We start from the raw sequence: 19,577 nt of genomic DNA on the forward strand, positions 1-19,577 counted from the left end.
CTAACGCAAAATAACGGTCGAGATTCTCAGGATTTGATCGCAGCTCAATCGGCTGCATAACTCCCTTTCCGATCCATTGAGAGGTGTGCAGACTCAAGTATTGTGGGATAAGTCCACATAGGAGGAACCACTTTTTTAGGCTGGAAGATCTGCAAATTATGAAGCACAATCAGGGCGTGTTTTGAGGCTTTTATTGGATTTTTGAATTGACGGGCAAAAAGGAAATCTCGATCGTTGAGACGCTTGAACTGCTGGATGAAAAATTCGCAAATGTTATCAATCACTTCTCGCAAGGTGAGTATGCTTTCTGGCTTGGATCTGCCATCTCCAAGGAGCGTGTGATTGGCCTCGATGGCGTGTTGAGTAAGTTACTTGAGTTTTTAAGAAGCCGCGCAACGCAAGATTTTGATTGCCCATTCAAGAAGTCTCTGAACGAAGTTCTTGCGATTGCTGATTTGTCAGCAGAAGAGACGGAACAAGTCGATCTTGAGCAACCTGCGAACGAGTGGCTATGTATCAATGCGATCATAGACAAATTGTGGAACAGTTACTCTGACGTTCTGTCGGTTAGGGTTGGGGAAGAACCTCTCGATTATCTCCTTTGGGACGGTTTGGAGTTTAAAACGACGTTCGCCAACCAAGAACCTGATCTGGAGCACTTGGCCATTGGAATGCTTGTCCTTGAAGGGGTTGTCAAAGACATTGCCACCGCAAATTGGGATGGTCTTCTGGAAGCTGCCATGAGGAAGCTTGGGCATGAAGGAACGGGGTATCAAGTAACTGTTACGGGGCAAGACCTTCAGGGACCTGAAGCGTGTGCGAAACTCTACAAATTTCACGGATGCGCGCTTCGTGCCATCGATGACGAAGACAACTATCGAAAACTATTGGTTGCACGAGACGCTCAAATAATTGGGTGGCTGACCAACGACAACTTCAAGATGGTCAGGGAACAGCTTCACTCTCTTCTGCAAAGAAGAAGAACGTTGATGATTGGGCTATCCGCCCAAGACTCCAACATTAAAACGCTATTTGGAGGCGTTGGAGAGGGTAAATTCTGGCAGTGGGATAATAGCCCTACTCCAATTGTGATATCCTCGAAAAACGTTGGCAATGACCAGAAAACGCTCTTGAACGTTACCTACGGACCCGAAGCATTTGAAGAGCACGAGAAAGAAATTTTGGACCGTTCGGCGATCCCTGCTTATTCCAAGACTTTGCTCACGGCGCTTTTGCTCGACATATTGACCAAAAAGCTTGTCACTTTGGCTTGCGACGCAAATGCCCCAAAGTTAACCGGCGACGATCGCGAAAGGGTTTGCTTCGGCCTCAAACATCTCCGAAATCGAACGGCCCGAGCCGGAGAGTCTAATAGTCGAAATCTTGTGGAAAAGATTGCCCTGACTACTGCGAGAGCACGGCATCAATTGCAGGATGGAGAAAGTCCTACGGGACCTCTCAACTACTATCCCTTAGACAACGCTCCCCTTCATCTGATGCAAGGGAAGCAGGCATTGTTTGCGACTGGTATGCGAGAAGCAGCTGCCGCACTTGGAATAGTCGGTCTTGCTGATCAAAAAGGAGAATGGGTAGTCACTGTTGATGACCCAAAGAATGCGAACTCTGGAGCACTACGTCTAACTACTCAGCACGCTACCTCGCGTGTTTTTCTTGCTGCGAATGATCACGTTATCACAGAGCTCATAAACTGCGGCGCCTTCAGCGAAGACGACACTGATACAGTTGTTGTATGCTCTAAGAACGTTAGCTCAAGACAACAAAGAAATCCGAGTGCGAACCTACGTGGGGCCCGGGGCGAGCCACGCTTTATTTCTTTCGGTCCCATGCTTGAAGCATCAGATGACGTTGACTCGCTTTATGATAGCTTCCGCAAAGAGGTGGCAATATGACGACATGTGAAAAAGTGGTGGAAATCTTAGTTTCTAATGGCGGATTCCGTGTGTTGCCAACACCCTTCAACATAGGATCATTGGCTTTTGATTTCAGTCATGCGTTGATCGGTGGGGAAAAGTCCAACGATTTGGTTCTAGTGATTGAGCTCAGTAGCGGCACAGACGACGCTGACGTAATTAGGAAGGTGTTTGCACTAACAAGGGCTTTGGATGTGCTACGCTCCCGTCGTTCTGTAACTGTCGTCCTTACAATGGGGCAAGCGCTCCCGGATACCGTGCGTTCTTTGAGTCGCGTTTGCCGTGTGCTAGCGGTTGGGTCTCCAAGCGGACCAAATGCTGAACAGGAGCTAATAGACTGGTTGTCAGTATTGCTTCCACTTTCCCTTCCTACGCCAGTCGACGACTCCGGTGAATGGGAGAGTGAAGTGAGGAACGAAATCTCAAAAGAATCTGACGAAGGTTTTGTGCGAGACTTGTTGCGATTATCTGAAGGAGGAAAACAGGTCGTAGAAAGGCATTTACGTATTGAGATCGAGAAGGCAATGAGTGGTCCTCTCGATGAAGAATTGGGAGGCAACTGATGTATTCGAGGCTCCAGTCACTTGTAATCGAAAACTTCCGCAGTATTCGCGGTAAAGTTGTTATTCCACTCGATGCTCAGGTTGTTTTGATTCATGGATCAAATGGCATGGGCAAAACCAGCATTTTGTCAGCGTTAGAATTGGGCTTAACTGGTCGCATCGGTCACCTTGCTGAAGATGGCGATGGCTATCGAAAATACCTGACAAATTTTGGATCCGACAGCGGCAACATCGAACTGACGCTGGCCAAAAATATATCGAATAATATTGGCACTGGCGGAAGAGTAAAATTTTCCGAGTCGGCGTTCGCCGCCGAACCGCTGCTTGAGCCAGATCACGCAAGGTTCTTTTCAGAACGATGCTTCCTGCCTCAATCAGCTCTTGGCCGGCTACTCGAAATCTACGACGACAAGGGGGCTACTACAAATTCGCCTTTGACGCTGTTTGTAAAAGAACTTTTGGGGCTCGATCCATTAGATGCTTTGGTCGATGGCCTTCGTCCTGCGTTCCACATAGGACGGCTAAGAAACCTAACACCTTCCTACAGGCGCATCGAGGAGCTTAAAGCTTCGCTGGTTTCGGAGCTGGAGGTAACCGATGAAAAGATTCGGCATTTCGAGGCAGAGATGACAATACTCAAGACCAGTCTAACTGAGGAGATCGCTGTTATTTTGCCAGGGAAAACGATTGACTTTGACGGCGTAGAGGCCCGCAACGAACTAAAAAACAGTGTCGAAATTAGCCGAGATGACCACTCGGCGCTCCAGAAAGTCCATAAGCAAAGATCGGAACTTAGATCAGCTCATGAGAACTGGAGTGAAATTCGGGACGCCAATACCAGCGAAGATTTATCGAACTTGGAAAGCAGAGCCGTCAGCTCGACAGCCGCATTCCTCGATTGGTCTAACACCCAGGGGAAACAACTTGACCTTATCATCGAGGAAATGAAGAGCACATTTCCAGATATTTTAACGTCCGATCATGGCCCAGAGCGATCACGGGCCTTCGCGGAGGAACGAGCTTATAGTGAATTAGCACGTTGTGAATCATTGCTTCGAAAAGCCGAAGACGCCGAAAATATAGTAATGAAGCTGAATTCGACGATCGAACGAGCGTCGGCAAAACTGCGGGAATTGGACGAAAACTTGCGCGCAGGCGTATCAGAAGTGCAGGCGTTTGCGAAGTCACTTGCTGGCGTTACGCCTCATATTTCCGACGACAATTGCCCTGTTTGTGATCGCAGTTTTGCTGAAATGAACCAAGGATCCTTGGCCGCGCATGTCGCAGCAAAAATTGGCGCGTTAACCACGGAGGCCGGGCGCCTTCAGGCCGTTGCGGAAGAGAGGGCTACTGAATTCCAAACTCTAACAACTGCCGAGAGAGGATTGCTTAGTGCAGAACAAGAGCGCATTTCTCAAAGCGAAATGGAGATTTTGCGAATTCAGAAAACTGTAATGCATAGGTTTTGGGAAAAACTAAAGAGCATGCAGCCTGAAATGCAAAAAGGGGCAGCTCTGATGGATCAGGCGTCCGCAGCCAGAGCTCTGTTTAGATCCGTTCAAAAGAATAATGAGCTTGCATCTGCATTGATAAGTGAAATCTGGGAACTGGTTGATGGCGTCAGTGATGTATCGCCTTCAGATCGCACAGACCTCGACAAGGCGCTCAGCAACGCAATGGAGATGATTGAGAAACGAGTTGCTGAAGTCGAAACCTCAAACGCCATCAAGGTTAGTTGCCTAAGATCGTTGACCTCCTACGATGACCTGGCAACTGAATTAACGCGTGCCCAGGGAAAGGCTGCCAAACTGTCTGGTCAAGTTGAGCGAGTTGACAGCGCATTGGGTAAAGTTACCGAAATTCGTGAGGATGCCAAAAAGGTTTCTAATGCCGCAAACACAGTTCGCTCAGGAATTGTTAAACGCGTATTCAGTGAGTCACTAAACACTCTCTGGCGCGATTTGTTCCTTCGATTGGCCCCCTCAGAACAGTTTGTGCCGGCATTTAAATTGCCAACCGATTCCAAGGGGAATGTGGAAGCTATTCTTGAAACATTACATCGATCCGGCACGGTATCTGGTTCGCCTGGCGCGATTTTGAGCCAAGGTAACCTGAACACAGCAGCGCTTACCCTCTTCCTTGCTTTGCATCTGTCCGTACCGTTGAAGCAGCCATGGTTGGTGCTTGACGATCCGGTCCAGTCTATGGACGACGTGCATATTACACAAATGGCTGCACTTCTGCGGACACTGTCTAAAGGCATGAACCGACAGATAGTCGTTGCAGTTCATGAGAGAGCCTTATTTGATTATTTGACACTCGAGTTGAGCCCCTCTTTCCAAGGAGACAGCTTGATAACCGTCGAAATATCAAAGAGTTTTGAGGGAAATACAGTAGTTTCTGCCCAAACATATGGCTTCGAGAAAGACCCAGCCATTGCAGCCTAAATATTTCGGAAAATCCTTTTAGGTTGTTGCCATTTTTGCGCCCTGCGTGGTTCCCACCCATGGCACATTCAATTTTGTTGTGTGCCACATTTTCGCAAGCGCAGGGAAAGCTCACTGCGTCCGTGAGCCTGTAATTGCCTATGTGGAAATGCTGCGAAGTGCACGAATGGTAGCAATGCGGGCTGCGACCGCAGCATTGAGATGTAATGGCTAACGGCGGCAAAGGGCTGACAAGGGGAGGGGGAGGGTTCCAAACTTTTTACCTATTGCCGAGGACCGGAGGGGGAGCCTTTTCTTGCAGAAAGTCAGAATTGAATAGAAAAAGCCACACGTCTTTAAGTGTTCTTAGAATAGCTGACGTCGTGATCGGCCCAATGCCAGGGATGCGCATTAATCTGCGTGCGCCTGTATTTGGCATGGCATGTTGTTCGATCATCTTCGAATAGCTGTCGATGCACGCGTTCAAGCCGATGAATTGGTAGTACTGTATGCCAAGCATGCCATTCGCAATCTTCAGCATCTCTGGTTGGTCGCCATTAAGGTGACGCTTCGCAAAAGCCGTCACTGCTTCGACCCCAATGGACAAAATGCGCCCAAACTCGCGCAAAAGGCTGCGGATCATGTTAGCTAGTTGGGTGCACTGTCGGACGGCTAAATCTCGAGTCCGGTGGATTGAGAGAATGGCCTGCGTTTCTTCAGTCTTGAGCTCGACAAAGCGCGTGGTCGGGCGACGGACCCCTTCACAGATTGCCTCGGCATCAACGGCGTCGTTCTCGCCGCGCTTTAAGTAGGGTTTGACGTAGCCAGAGGGCAAAAGTGCAAGAGGCCCGCGCAATGAGCTTCATGATTGAAATTTTCACCTATTTGGGTTAGTGTTATATAATATTATACTTATTGGTTATTATTTTGGCCTTTTCGATAACTCTCGTTCCTGTGGCAATTTCGGCCCTTCGAAGCTTCGTAACCTTACGACGCCGAGTCGTTGAGATTCGGTATCTTCGGCACCTCGATGACCCCCTTCCGATTCTATTACCTGCGCCGTCAGAGCAAATTCTCTTTGACGAGGTGAACGACCCAATCAGAATGAAGGACGCTTTTTCCGTCGACCCCGTTTATCGAGCCGCACTTGATGCTAGAGGGTTGACCAGTCAGTTCGACGCATTTCTTCAAAAAAAAGATGCCAACACTGGAGAGGAACTCGAGCTTGAGCGCAGCCAGGACATGTTTTGGCGGTTCATGGCGCTATTCTATCAGATCGGTGGGCTGGCTGACCGATCGTCGAGCTCTGACATCGAAATCGACGAGGCGGGAATAGACTATTTCCTCGTTCGGTCCTCAGTTGAAACAGGCCAGCCGCAAGGAGTCAAAATCCTGCGGGCAGTCGCGGAAACTCTGGTTGATTTTCTCGGTAACAATGCCGGTGTTTTTCTTGCGAATTCGTCCTACAAACTAGTTATATCGACAATTCTGCGTGAGTTTGCTGCTCGATCAAACCTGGAAACTGACAGTTCGGTCCGTTTGCTGAAAACTCTTATGGGCACTGTTGCCGTTGCTGCGGCTGATCACGGCAAAGAGATATCTGAACACCCTGCGGCAACGGTTCTGTTCAATTCGCTCGGACGTGTTCGCGACAGTCATGGTGAAGACTTCGTCGCCCGCATTATTACGCATACCGGATTTACGTCCGTCGTTTCGGACTGGCTGGCCGATCTGGCCACCGACCCTTTGATGGTCGATCTTGTGGCCGATCTGCGCGGGCTCGACGATGGAACCTACGACCCGACAGACCCAACGACGCTTCCTGCAAATCTGCAGATGGTTCTGGGCGCGTTGACAAATACGGTTACCGTGATCGGAGACCATATCGGCTCTCGCGATCCGCTGGATCGTGAAGACAGGTTCCGCGCCGTATTCGCGGCGGCGCTGACAGGGCTGAGCAGGAACTCGACCGCCCTGCTACATCAGGAATTTGACGGCGATCGGTTCATGGGGTCGCTGCTGGAGGCAGTGATTTCCACAATCGGAAGGACGGGCGCAATTCAGAATAACGATCTGATTGCGCCCCTATTCCTTGGTCTGTTGGATAACCTGTCCAATGTGGTGGCTAATCTGGGCCAGGACCGGACCCTGTCCCGTGCCGAAGAAATCCTCGAGGATTTTGCGGAACGGATCACCTCTGATGGTCTGCAGCAAACCCTTGCACAGGTCGAAAATCTGATCGGCGAGAAAGGCGCCCGTTTGCTGATTGCAGAGGTTTTTGCCGCTGCGCGTGCACGCGGGGACATTGGCGCGGACGGCGATATCGAGCGTCTTCACGACATTGCGGAGCTCATGTTTGACGAAATCCCCGGCCTGCTGACGCACGGATTGGACAAGGACGAAGTACTGCGCCTTGTCAGTCGTGCTATGGCGCAAGTATCCCGTGAGGACACAGCCGACCGGTCGCTGATCATCAACCTTTTACCCTCGCTGGCCGACCTGATAGAGGGTCTGAGCACGACCCGGGGTCACGTGGATGCCGGGACGATAGAAGCGATTTACGCGGTTCTTCTTGCCCGGTTCGAAACGGATGCGCCTGTCTGGCAAGACTTACAAGATGCCGAGCTTGCGCAAACGCTAATCGATACTGTTCGGGTGGTCTTGACGAGCGACGTGGTGCCGCCGCGCATTCCGACCGCGATTCTGGTGCAAATCGCCGAAGTGATGCTGAGCAAGCTCTCGTCTCATGGGATCACCCTCGGTGAGGTCGCGGGCGTGGCTGACGATCCGGCACAGCATTTGCGGGACCTGACCGCTTCGGTGCTGAATCAGGCTGTACGGTCGGCGTTCGAACAATTGGGCCGCAACGCCGGCGGCAACGACATGCCCATCATCATCGATCGCCTGCTCGGACGCTCACTGGCCGGAGATACTCCGGCACCGCTGGCGGATGCGGAACTTGCCGATGCAGTACAGGCAATCATGGGGGATCTTGGTTAGGGAGGGAGACGATGCTTCGGACTATCATCATGTTGTTGGGTGTTGTTGTGCTGGCCGCCTGCCCCGGTCCTGTTCCGGATCAGGCGGACCGCGCGCGCATTACGCAGGTGCAGGAAACGTATGACAGTGAATTCCGCACCGCGGTTTCCACGCAGGAACTCGATGTCAAGCCCGGGAGTTTCCCCAAGACACTAAAGTTGATCCAGAACGGTGCCGAAAACGAACAGGTCGACAGCTTTTATACGCTGATTGAGGGCCTGATTTTCCTTCAAACCGGTCAACTGGGGCTGGCACAGGCCGTTGCACCCGAGATCACGGGGTCTACCAACAAACTCGCAACCGACGGCATCGCCTCACGAAATGTTGTGCTGGCCAGAAACTATGCGGATCTTGTCGGTACGCGCGCTGATGTTGATACGTTGCGCAGTCTAGACCGCAACACGCTCGAGCAGCACACGCAGCGCGTTGCAATCGTCAAAGATATCGAAGCCAGAACTGCAAAGGTTACACGAAATTTATGTCGCCTCGGCGAGGCAGACGACGGCGCGGCTTTCGTTGCAGCGTACCAGGCAACCAGCCTGCTGGAAGCGGACAATGCCATGTCGCGCGCATGTGTGCCGGATATAACCGATGCCGAGGCATGCGGCCGTTTCCTCGGGCAGCGCCCACAGTTGAACGAGGCCCGCGATTTGATGGCTGCGTTTTCCGGCGATGCCGCCGAAGCCTCACAGATCGCGCAAACCCGCCGCAAGATTGAACAGGATATGAGCCAACGGGCCGGAGGCGCAGCTTTGCCGCCTCCGACCGATCCGTGCTGAGCGAACACCGGCGGTAGCCGGACAAAGGATAGGACACACCATGCACACGCAAGCCGAGCTCAAAGAACAGATGTTCCAGCAAGCGCTGACGATGGTGGAATTCATCGTCGAGCGCGGCATCGAACGTGAATTGCCCGAGCCAGGCTTGATGGCGCTGCTCGATTTGCCGGAAGAGGACCGCGCAGAAATTCCGCTGGCCGACATTTTGCGGCTGAATCAGGCCCTGTCCGAGGTGGTGGCTCCGACCCTGCCGGAAACCATTCAGAAGATGGAGAAATGGAAGAACAACAAGAAGTATTGGATTCTGACACGTGTGGCACCGCTTCCGTCAATCGCCATTCTGATAGGGTTGACGATGTTCTTGCTGCTGGCGGTCGGATTTGGACTATCCCAGCACAGTTACCGTCCGCTGCCGGATAGTTATATCCAGGCAGCCAACAAGGTTTACAATGACGGTGCAACCGTTGCCCCGAACGCGCATCCCATTCAGAACGACGACGTTTCGGAATTCGGTGGATCAGAAGCTGACGCTTCGGGCGCCGACACGGACTCAGTGCCCTATTTCCAGCCTGTCATTAGATATCTGCAAGGCAGATGCCGGTTCAGCGACGAACAGCTTACAGCGTCAGATCAAAATCTTAGCAACGAGAACGACAAAGTCAAAATCGATACTACGCTGCACAAAATGCGCTCGGAATGCAAGGATTTACGCTTGCCGCTGATGTTGCGTATATACCTGTTTTTTGGCGCGCTCGGAATGCTGGGGGCGGCGTATTCATCAATCTACGATAGCTTCACATATGTCCGCGAAGGTCGCTATGACATGCGTCTGGCATCTACCTATTTCGTTCGCATCCTGCTTGGTGGCTTTTCTGGAGTTTTGTTGGCCGAACCTCTGAGCGCGTTTCTGGAACAAGGTGTGATCTCGTCGATTTTACTGGCATTCCTCGGCGGCTTCTCGGCCCAGCTTGTCTATGATCTGCTCACCAAGCTAGTGGATTCCGTGGGTAACATGTTCAGGGCCGATCGGCGCAAGGAAATGCAGGCCGCCCTTGCGCAAGCCGAGGTGAATGCGCGTGTCGTGGGCAGGAAGGAAGTAGCGGCAATACAAGGCAATCTGGCCCAAGCGTTTGAAGAAGCGCAAAACGAGCCCAACCCGGAGGCGAAGGCCAACAAGATGCAGTCTGCAGTTCTGCAGGTTCTTTCGGGCGCGGGCTCGAAGACGTCATCGAAGGATGCAAAGAGCACCGCCGAGCAGCTACCCACAAAAATCAAGGATATGACGCTCTTACTGGACATCAGCGTGAAAGCTGCCGAAATCCTTCCCAGCGAGTTTAAAAAAGCAGGCACTGCGGCAAGGCAGGCCAGCGACCTTTTGAACGCCGCACATCGAACGTTTGAGGAAGCGGATACACCCACTAGCCGCGCATCGGTACACACCGCGCTGACAAAGGCCCTTGCCGCGAACATCGCACCCAAGATGATAACCGATGGCATAAAATCACTTGGCACCGTTCTGGCCGGCGACGACTTGAGCACAGTCGCCAAAACCGCATTGGCGGTCAGCTCGAGTTTAAATGCCGGGCAGATGGCACGCTGGCGCTATGTAGCCTACGGCGCAAAGGGTGCGGATATCAGCCTGTTGGAAAACCTTGATGCCGAAGACATCGAAGCGGGGCTTTCAACAACGTCAGGCGCCGAACTCAATTTGGCCGAGTTGCTGAGCCAATTGCGCGCCGGTGAAGGTGAAGCGTTTTTTGCGGATCACGCAGGGTCTTTCACCAGCCGTGACGATTTTGGTCAACTGATTGCCGGTTGGTTGGACGTTACCGCCCGTGAGGCGCTCCAATCAGAACTTGCCGGGATTCTGGAGCGGCCCGGAGATGGGCGCCTGTCCCCGCAGGCCCTTATGTCCGCCCTTGAAAAGGTGGCAGGTGATTCCTCTGCCCGTGGTGGACTTCAGATGTTCGAAATTCTCGGCGCTGCAACCAGCGAATGCGAAGATCCCAAGGCGGCGCTGGCCCGACTTTTGACCATGGCGGAGAACTTCCTACATCAGGGGGTAGTATGATGAACGGGAAATTTAGTCGGAACCTGAAATACATCTTGCCGATGATGCAGGGCATCGATGTTCACGCGATTCAGACGGCGTTAATGCGCAAGGGAATCCTGCACCTTTCTGACGTTGACGGGTTGTTCGGTCCGGGAACCGAACGGGTCGTGAAACATTTTCAACGGCAGCGGGGTTTGGACCCGGATGGTATCGTGGGGAAAATCACTTTCGCTGCGCTTGAAGCCTCCGTCCCCCCTGCACAACAGCCGGGAGCGGAAACTGGCAGCACGACGCCTACCGCCGCGCATCGTGCCGTGCCTGCTAGTTGGATGCCCAAAGCCAGGATGAACAAGATCATATTGCACTGGACGGCCGGATCACATGAGCCAAATAGCCTGGACAAAAAGCACTATCACATTCTGATCGACGGAGACGGAGAGCTGCATCGCGGCAACCACGCGATCAGCGCAAACGTACCGCCCCTGCGCAGCAAATCCTATGCCGCACACACCTTGAATTGTAACAGCCACTCGATCGGCGTGTCCTTGTGTGCGATGGGCGGAGATGTTCGCGAAAGCCCGTTTCGTCCCGGCCCCTTCCCAATCACAAGTGTGCAGTGGTCCACACTTGCGCAGGTCGCTGCCGAGTTGTGCTTGCGCTATGACATTCCGGTCAGCCGCAAAACCGTGCTGGGACATGGAGAGGTGCAGAAAAACCTGAACATAAAACAAAAAGGGAAGTGGGACCCTCTTGCCTTGCCCTGGGATCCTGACCGGCCGTACTCTGAAATCGGCGATCAGATGCGCGAAATGGTAGCGGATAATCTGGATGCCCTGAAAACCCCCAAACCCGTCGTCGATGATACCAACGAAGTCGAAGAGCCACCAACTGAGGTCATTACGTTAGACGGAACCGAGCTTGAAGGCGCTGCTATGGACGGCCGGACATGGATCAAACTGTCCGACCTTGCCGTCGAACGGAAATGGCCGGACTATTTCGTTAATCTCGATGAAGACATAGCGACGATCACCGAACCATCACTTCGGTTCGAAGTCCTGAGAACGGCGGATGAAGGTGGTGCCGAAGTGATTTGGGTCGAAGCTGCTGACGTCAGTGAACGTCTTGGGTTGGCGATGCACGAAGCTGCGGATGGCAGCATCCATCTGAATTCAGTTGCGCAGGAGCAGGCCACCAAAACGGTGATTGTCAGGCGTGGACAGGTCCCGACACAGATTGCCCGGATTCATCTTGGCGATGCCAGCAGATGGAAGGAACTGCGGACCAAAGATGGTCAGTTTTTGAACGAGCAGGTTGCCCGGCGTCTGCGAGTCGGACAGGTTCTGTTGTTGCCCGACGACAGTGAGACTGCAGGAGGCACTACACAACCCCAAAGCACCGGAACACCGTTGTCCAAAAAGGAAATCGGCGAGATCGCCAACAAGATAGCGAAGCTGGAAGGCGGTGGCGCGTCAATGCAGCAGAAGCGTCGTGTCGCGGTGGACGCTATTTTGGCTGCCTGCGTCAAAAACAATGTTAATGACCTTTCGCATCAGGCCTATATTCTGGCGACGGCGTATCATGAAACCAATCTCGGTCAATTCATGGAAGAATTGTGGGGCCCGACCGCTGCGCAGCGCGGCTATGAAGGGCGCAGCGACCTTGGCAATTCGCAGAAGGGCGACGGGTTCAGATACCGCGGCCGAGGGTTCGTCCAAATCACCGGCCGCCACAACTATACTAAGTACGGAAAGCTCTTCAAAAGGGACTTCGTGAACAAGCCCGAGATGGTGGAGACGCCTATGATCGCGGCGGAAATACTTGTCCGAGGGATGAGCGAAATTGGTTTCACAGGGCGCGGATTGCTTGCGGATTTGGGACTAGATGGCGATTTTGATTGGTTCAATGCGCGGGGTCTGATTAATGGTGACAGGAACCACGGGGGAGACAAAAGATACTCAGGGCTGAAGAAGGGTGAAGGAATTGCCCGGAAAGCCCGGCAATATCGCGACATCATCGCCACGGCTTAGGCGTCCGTCAGATCACATCAAGACTAACGCGTTTTGACTGAAGGCTCTGTTGCAGACTTTGAATTTGGATTGACGAGAGAGCCTGTGTCGGTGCCTGTTGCTGAAACAACGAGAAAGGATCAATCAAAAGACCATCGAAACACGGCGCTTGCTTCACCGCAAATCCGCCGCACAATTAAACCAACCAGATGAGCCAGGTCCTCTCTTAGATTAGGCTACCCGAAGGCCCAAAATCCATGACGGGGGACAAAAGTAAATCAATATCAGTGACGGCCCGGAGCTGCCTTTCGCCGGTCGGTCAATGTGCTGCGGTCGCAGCCCGCTTTGCGGTCATTCGCTGCAAGCGCAAGATATAGACGGGATCGAACCCACAGTCTGCGGGACAAAGCTGCCGGTTACCGCATCTCCGATCAATGCCCGCGATCAGAAGACAGAAATTAACCTCTCTTGTTAAAATTGATATGTGCATAGGTCGTCTTCTCGTATTTGATCTATCCTGCCAGCCAGTCGCGCGCTTCATCACGTGTACCATGCGGCGGCGCGTAATTTGATTTTTGCCCGGCATACGAGTATCCTGATCAAATATTATCTTAAAACGAAATTTCCGTGCCCGAATCTGACGAGCTCCAACGTATCAACGCGCTAACCACAAATGCCCGTAACACGTGGCTGGCACTCTTGGGTGTTCTGGTCTTTATCTCGATTACGCTCATGGGTGTAAAGCACATCGACTTCTACGGCGTTGGTCGCGGAACAGAACTGCCGTTGATCGGCATCGAGGTGCCCACGCGTTTCTTCTTTGTGGCCGCGCCGGTGCTCTTAGCGGCGATGTACGGATATTTCCATCTTTACTTGATCAGACTTTGGGATGTGCTCGGGGTTGCAGAACCAAAGCCGGGCGGCAAGCCGTTGGGTGATGTGATTTCTCCCTGGCTTGTCACTGATGCGGCGCTGCAACTTCGGGCGCGCCGCCGAAACGATGGCTGTGTCACACCGCGACAGATGGACTTGCCAGCGATGGCGCTCAATATCTTGCTCGCTTGGGGTTTTGGATGGGCAGTGTTGGCTTTTGCATGGTGGATGTCGATGCCTGGGCGCACGCTCTGGCTCACATCGATGGTGGCGCTATGCCTGCTAGTCACGCTTGCGGCGGGGGCGGCGAGCTTCGCGATGATGCTCCGCCGCATGGGGCCAGAAAGCAACGGCGACTACCGCCTCTGGAACACCGTGCCCTTCATGGCTGGCTTACTTATCGCGCTCGTCGCGGTGATCCCGTTGACCTATCTGCGGGTGGAAGGCGGCAGTGGGTGGTTGGCGAATGTCAACCTCGTCGGCGCGCGCTTGGTGGCGCGCCCCGATGACTGGCTCGACAGGTCCTTCGCCCGCAAGGAGCTGCTGGCCCATTGGTGCAAGCGAGAAAGAATTGATTGCGATCCGATAACAGAGAAACAGGCCGGTGACTTTGAAGTGGAGTGGACGCGCCGACGCCAGAACCGCATTGCGGGCCTGTCCAAACCCGACATTGTGCCGTTGTCGAGCGCCCAGTTCGAGGCTGAACTCTCCGATCCGCCAGAACCTGTGACTGACTACGATGAGTGGTCCGCGGACATCGCGGCAAAAACATTGAAACTCGCCAACGATGAACGCGCGCCAAACCTACGCGGTGTGGATTTACGCGAAGCGTTCCTCACCGGCGTCAATCTCTCCGGCGTCAGACTGCAGGATGCTCTTTTGCATGACGCCTATCTCGAAGAGGCAAAACTGATCGGGGCGCAGATGCAGGGGGCGGACCTCCATAGAGTACAGATGCAGGGGGCGGACCTCCGTTGGGCGCAGATGCAGGGGGCGGGCCTCTTTGGGGCGCAGATGCAGGGAGCGAACCTCCGTTGGGCGCAGATGGAGGGAGCGGACCTCACTGGGGCGCGGATGCAGGGAGCGAACCTCCGTTGGGCGCAGATGGAAGAAGCGAACCTCTCTGGGGCACAGATGCAGGGGGTGGACCTCCGTTGGGCGCAGATGCAGGGGGCGGGCCTCTTTGGGGCGCAGATGCAGCGGGCGAACCTCCGTTGGGCGCAGATGGAGGGGGCGGACCTCCGTCGGGCGCAGATGCAGGAGGCGTACCTCTATCGGGCGCAGATGCAGGGGGCGCAGATGCAGGGCGCGGAACTCATTGGGGCGCAGATGCAGGGGGCGGACATCAGCTACGCGCTTCTAGGTGGCGAGGCGGGCGTCACGAACATCGGGTTATATCTCACTAATCTCAGCGGCGTTACAATCCATGGTACCGCGATCCAGTTTGCCGACCTCTCGGAAGCGATCACAGATCTACGCACGGATTTCCGCAACAGCTTTGGTGACGGATCCGCTACGCTCCCGTCAGACATCATCCGGCCCTGCCAATGGGCCGAACAGGTGCTGGATGAGGCCACTTTCATGGCGCGCTGGCGAGGTTGGGTCGAATCAAATCTGGCTCCCCTCACCCTTTGGGAATTTTATGCGCCAGAAGGTTACGAGAATGTCGTGGCAATACTGCCACCCGCGGGTTGCAAGTGGAATGCCTGGCCTCTTTTGATGGGACCGTAAAGCCAGAGCGGACCTGCGTTCAACGCGCAGCATTCGTGACTATGGGCTCAATCCTGCCGTTCGTAGCAAATCAGTGGGCTCGATCCAAATGAACGTCGGCCATGCGGGACAAACTTGCCCTTTGGACAAGCCCATCGAATTTCCGATACCGATTACTTCACGTCGACCTAACTGGGCCAAATCGCCCGAAAAACATCTTACCGAGCAAAGGTACTCAAAAATAGCAAGATCTTGTCGCCGCATTCGCATCATTTTGGCAAGAGGACGTCGTAAAGGGCTTGTCCGCGCAACACGAAGCAAACGTGGTAGACAAACCAACTTGGAGTGAGCGTGACTGCAGCGCGACTACACCAAGGTATGGCAAGAGAACAAGAACTGCATCGATTGCCTATTTATTAAATACTTGCATGGTTTCGAACGCTTGGTAGCGTGGCATTAATTTGATGTTCTAAATTTCTGAGGCAAGCATGAAGCAAGCTATATTGATTTTGCATGGCATGGGGGAACAAATCCCTATGCAAACACTTAATTCTTTCGTTGAATCAGTCTGGACAGCAGACGATACCCTCATCGATCCGGAAAAACCGGACCCGAATACAGGTGGTGCGCGGGCCGGAAATGTATCCTGGGCGAAGCCTGACGAACGCAACAGTTCCTCCGAGCTACGTCGTATCACAACTGAGCGAGACAGCGCGGGAAACTATACGGATTTCTACGAGTATTATTGGGCGCATTTGATGCAGGGCACCACCTGGGAGCATATTCAGACTTGGATCAAGGACCTGTTGTTGCGCGATCCACGCTCCCGAGTACCACGCCGTGTTTTCCATGCCTGGGTTTTGCTTTGGATCATAGCACTGGTGGTTGTCGCTATGATGCTTTGGGGACTCTGGCCAACAGTAGAAGCGCCAAAGCCCTGGTTCGTTTGGGTATCGGCGTTGCTAGGGGTTGTGATTTCGGCGTTCGTTTCGGCGGTGCTGATCAAGCGTTTCGGAGATGTCGCGCGCTATGTAAAGGCGTGGCCTCCAAATGTTGCCAAGCGACATGTCATTCGAAAGACCGGTGTCGACTTGCTGGACCAGCTTATTATGTCAGGTGATTATGATCGGATCGTGGTGGTTGCCCATTCGCTTGGTACAATTATTGCCTATGACATTATCACTATGCTCTTCGCGAAGTACAACAAACTGTTGGATGATGGAAAGCCGCGCGAAATGCTCCAGCCCGAACGTCACCAACTAGAAGAAATGGTCCGTTTGGCCATGGCAGGCCAGGAACCACTGGATATCGATACCTTTCAGGATCAACAATCCAAGGCATTTGCGGAGGCAAAGGAGCAAGGGGCAAGATGGATTGTTAGCGACTTCGTGACACTCGGGGCGCCGTTGACGCATGCTGAATTCCTAATTGCAGAAAGCAAGGAGGACCTCCGAGCCCGGCAGGAGAGCCGACTCTTGCCAACATGCCCGCCAGTGCTAGAATATGATGGAACAACGAAGCTGTCGCATTTCACATATGCCGCTTACAAAGATCGCCGACCAGAGGAACGGCGACTACCACATCACGCTGCGGTTTTTGGTTATACACGTTGGACGAACCTTTATTCGGACGATAAGGCGATCCTAACCGGCGATCTGATTTCGGGCCCTCTTGGGGATGCTTTTGGACTGGAAACGACTGGCAATGTGCTCAAGGGTATTCGTGATATTGGCGTGTTGCCGAAGTTGGATGAAACGGGCCATGTGGCTGAAGGTCATCGGCGAAGTTTTTTTTCACACAACAACTATTGGGCATTGGACAAGGGGACGGAAACAGTCATTCCGAACGTTCCGCATCATATTGTTGAACTGCGAAAAGCCTTAAGAATTCTACAATAGGGAGGCCAAATGCGCTTTATCGACCGAAGCAATCTTCATCCTCCGGAGATCCTATTCGACAAGCAGGCGGAACTTTCGCGCATTGACGTGCAGAATTTCATCAACCTGACCGAATTCAAGGGGGGTACACGTCGTGCACCGCGTCCAGATTGGCTCGACGAGTCTCCGCTATTTCGAGAGCAAATGGCCGCGCTTTTCGAAGGCAATTGTGCCTACTGCGAGAGCATAACTTCATTCAGCCCGCAAAGTGGAGATGGGTTGATCGGTCGCCACCGGCCCGAAGCCTTAGCGCAGGATGAAGACGGCAACACCAACTTGGTCGCCTATGCTTGGCTTATGTACGAGTGGGAAAACCTGCTTTGGATCTGTCCGGATTGTGCACGCCGAAAGGGAAATTTGTTCTTTGTAGAAGGCAGGCGTGGCGAGCCTTCGATGCCGATCGACGAGCTGCGTGAAGTTGAGCAGGAGCTGATGCTCGACCCCTGCTTTCACGACCCTAGCGAGCACCTGACTTTTCATTTGGACGGATCCGTAAATTGGATAAGCCCAGTTGGTCAGGCGACATCTAACGTGCTGGACCTACAACGGCTCAGTCTTGTGGATAGCAGGCGAGCCGCTATTTTAAACCTTTTGGAAAGACTACGTGACCAGCTTTGGGTCGAATCCAATAATGTATGGTTCAATGTCGAAAAACTCTACAAACTTCCTCATATCGGTGCTGCAACCTCCGCCATTTTCGCTTATGCTCGAACTCGTGACTTGCAGTTCGAAGGGTTGAGTGGATTGTTACTCGCTCTCTCTGGGTTGAACTTAGATCAACAAAATGCATTCATAAACGACTTGCACATGCAAAGCCAAGGTAGCGCTAAGTATGAAGCTGACCTAGAAAAGGTCATCCAGACTTCTCCACTACCCCTCAAAGACAATACACCAAGCCGAATTCCTGATATCCGGATGCTTTCGAGAGCCTTGAAGCCGATCACCCGCGTGGAGATCGGCAACTTCAAAGCGCTGCGCAACATCAGCTTTGATCTACCCTTAAATGTGGCCAACGCCGGCCAATCGCCCTGCATGTTGCTGCTCGGCGAGAATGCGATGGGTAAGTCCTCGGTTCTTGAGGCTATCGCCCTAGCAGTGATCGGTGCTGCGGAAACTGCTGCGCTCGATAAGAAGGTTAAGGACGAGCTTGTCTCACCGATGGGACTTATTCACCGACCTGACCCCTATAATTGGGAGGTAACAGCAGATGAGATGCATGTAAGGATAGATTTTCTTGATTCGGACGTACCCGTTGTACTGTCCGCAAAAGCAAAAGACGATTTATTCTCAAGTTCTGATGGTTGCACCAAGGTCGTTCTGGGCTATGGACCGCGCCGGTTTTTCACCTCTCGCAGAACGCGGCGCTTGCGTGCGCCAGCGCATCGGGTGCGCTCCCTTTTTGACCCGATGGATATGATTGCCAACCCGATCCATTGGCTCGTTGGATTGGACGACCCACAATTCTTTGCGGCAGCTCGGGCATTGCGCGAAGTCCTTATGCTTGCTGAAGATGACGATTTCGAGCGCGATTTCGACTCTGAAAAGCCCGGTCAGATCTATGTCATGCATAACGGGCAGCGGGTTGCCATGAAGGATTTATCAGTTGGTTTCAAATCGGTGATCGCGATGGTTTGCGATATCATTCGTGAGATGTTGTATCATTTCGACAATCTCGAATTCGCCAGCGCCCTGGTCTTTATCGACGAAATCGAAACCCACCTGCATCCTCGCTGGAAGATGCAGATCATGACTCTGTTGCGTCGGGCGTTTCCCAAAATCCAATTCATCGTAACTACGCACGACCCGTTGTGTCTGCGTGGCATGCATGACGGCGAGGTATTTGTACTTCAACGTTCGCCAGAGACCGGCCGTGTCGAGCGCGTCAGCGAGCTGCCTTCTATTAAGGGAATGCGGGCAGAACAGATCCTTACATCAGAGTTCTTTGGGCTCGGTTCCACGGACCCAGAAACCGATGCTCGGCTGGCTCAGTACAATCGTTTGGCCACCCGGATCGAGGAACTTTCAGAAAATGAACACGAAAAATTGGAACGCCTGAGACAGCAATTGGACGACGACATGGTAATTGGCACAACCATGCGCGAGCAGGCTTATGCCGAAGCCCTGAAGGAGAGAAGAAAAGGTCGCGTCGTGACGCCGACGCGTGCGTCTTCTCCTCAGAGGGCCGAGCTGAAAAAGCGGTTTTCCAAGCTATTCGAAAGAGAGCGCAAAGTATGATAAGAGTAGAACGTACCCAGTGTCC

11 protein-coding genes are annotated in these 19,577 nt (G+C 53.1%); 10 read left to right on the top strand and 1 reads right to left on the bottom strand.

Features of this window, described 5'->3' with window-relative positions:
- Nucleotides 1-206: 206 nt before the first annotated feature.
- From ROA7450_RS18875 to ROA7450_RS18885, 3 genes are read left to right on the top strand one after another with little or no spacing between them, the layout of a single operon-like run.
- Entirely contained in the window at nt 207-1,910 is a 1,704-nt protein-coding gene (locus ROA7450_RS18875) for an SIR2 family protein (protein WP_085807519.1), read from the top strand.
- A complete protein-coding gene (locus tag ROA7450_RS18880) occupies nt 1,907-2,494 on the top strand; it encodes a hypothetical protein (protein WP_085807520.1) in 588 nt (195 codons plus the stop codon). Before ROA7450_RS18875 ends, ROA7450_RS18880 begins: the two co-directional genes overlap by 4 nt.
- Nucleotides 2,494-4,941 carry an AAA family ATPase gene (locus ROA7450_RS18885; protein WP_085807521.1) on the top strand — a complete coding sequence of 816 codons (2,448 nt, stop codon included), beginning with the start codon at nt 2,494-2,496 and terminating at the stop codon, nt 4,939-4,941. The genes ROA7450_RS18880 and ROA7450_RS18885 overlap by 1 nt, the downstream gene beginning before the upstream one ends.
- A 259-nt stretch (nt 4,942-5,200) precedes the next feature.
- Here ROA7450_RS18885 and ROA7450_RS18890 read toward each other — a convergent pair whose 3' ends face one another.
- Nucleotides 5,201-5,755: an IS110 family transposase gene (locus ROA7450_RS18890; RefSeq protein ID WP_234999598.1), complete on the bottom strand. Its 555-nt coding sequence runs from the start codon at nt 5,753-5,755 to the stop codon at nt 5,201-5,203.
- 269 nt (nt 5,756-6,024) lie between these two features.
- Here ROA7450_RS18890 and ROA7450_RS18895 point away from each other — a divergent pair, with 269 nt between their 5' ends.
- The 7 genes from ROA7450_RS18895 to ROA7450_RS18920 all read left to right on the top strand — a co-directional run bounded on the left by ROA7450_RS18895 (nt 6,025) and on the right by ROA7450_RS18920 (nt 19,552).
- A complete protein-coding gene (locus ROA7450_RS18895) occupies nt 6,025-7,920 on the top strand; it encodes a hypothetical protein (RefSeq protein ID WP_085807522.1) in 1,896 nt (631 codons plus the stop codon).
- An 11-nt stretch (nt 7,921-7,931) separates the two neighbouring features.
- The gene (locus tag ROA7450_RS18900) at nt 7,932-8,738 is read left to right on the top strand and encodes a hypothetical protein (RefSeq protein WP_085807523.1); all 807 of its coding nucleotides are present in this window, start codon (nt 7,932-7,934) and stop codon (nt 8,736-8,738) included.
- 40 nt (nt 8,739-8,778) lie between these two features.
- Nucleotides 8,779-10,809 (top strand): hypothetical protein, encoded by a 2,031-nt coding sequence (locus tag ROA7450_RS20840; RefSeq protein WP_143534536.1) that lies wholly within the window; start codon nt 8,779-8,781, stop codon nt 10,807-10,809.
- Complete coding sequence (locus ROA7450_RS18905; RefSeq protein ID WP_159454108.1) at nt 10,809-12,818, top strand: N-acetylmuramoyl-L-alanine amidase; 2,010 nt, start codon at nt 10,809-10,811, stop codon at nt 12,816-12,818. Before ROA7450_RS20840 ends, ROA7450_RS18905 begins: the two co-directional genes overlap by 1 nt.
- Before the next feature lie 606 nt (nt 12,819-13,424).
- On the top strand, nt 13,425-15,401 hold the full coding sequence (locus tag ROA7450_RS18910; RefSeq protein ID WP_085807525.1) for a pentapeptide repeat-containing protein: 1,977 nt from the start codon (nt 13,425-13,427) through the stop codon (nt 15,399-15,401).
- 515 nt (nt 15,402-15,916) lie between these two features.
- A complete protein-coding gene (locus ROA7450_RS18915; RefSeq protein WP_234999599.1) occupies nt 15,917-17,278 on the top strand; it encodes a hypothetical protein in 1,362 nt (453 codons plus the stop codon).
- A gap of 9 nt (nt 17,279-17,287) precedes the next feature.
- Complete coding sequence (locus tag ROA7450_RS18920; protein WP_085807527.1) at nt 17,288-19,552, top strand: AAA family ATPase; 2,265 nt, start codon at nt 17,288-17,290, stop codon at nt 19,550-19,552.
- Nucleotides 19,553-19,577: the final 25 nt, after the last annotated feature.

The organism is Roseovarius albus (genome assembly GCF_900172335.1).
Lineage (GTDB): Bacteria > Pseudomonadota > Alphaproteobacteria > Rhodobacterales > Rhodobacteraceae > Roseovarius > Roseovarius albus.

What these genes read in the sequence shown, in the direction of transcription:
- ROA7450_RS18880 (WP_085807520.1), top strand. Translation starts at nt 1,907, where the DNA reads ATGACGACATGTGAAAAAGTGGTGGAAATCTTAGTTTCTAATGGCGGA.
- ROA7450_RS18885 (WP_085807521.1), top strand. Translation starts at nt 2,494, where the DNA reads ATGTATTCGAGGCTCCAGTCACTTGTAATCGAAAACTTCCGCAGTATT.
- ROA7450_RS18895 (WP_085807522.1), top strand. Translation starts at nt 6,025, where the DNA reads ATGAAGGACGCTTTTTCCGTCGACCCCGTTTATCGAGCCGCACTTGAT.
- ROA7450_RS18900 (WP_085807523.1), top strand. Translation starts at nt 7,932, where the DNA reads ATGCTTCGGACTATCATCATGTTGTTGGGTGTTGTTGTGCTGGCCGCC.
- ROA7450_RS20840 (WP_143534536.1), top strand. Translation starts at nt 8,779, where the DNA reads ATGCACACGCAAGCCGAGCTCAAAGAACAGATGTTCCAGCAAGCGCTG.
- ROA7450_RS18905 (WP_159454108.1), top strand. Translation starts at nt 10,809, where the DNA reads ATGAACGGGAAATTTAGTCGGAACCTGAAATACATCTTGCCGATGATG.
- ROA7450_RS18915 (WP_234999599.1), top strand. Translation starts at nt 15,917, where the DNA reads ATGCAAACACTTAATTCTTTCGTTGAATCAGTCTGGACAGCAGACGAT.
- ROA7450_RS18920 (WP_085807527.1), top strand. Translation starts at nt 17,288, where the DNA reads ATGCGCTTTATCGACCGAAGCAATCTTCATCCTCCGGAGATCCTATTC.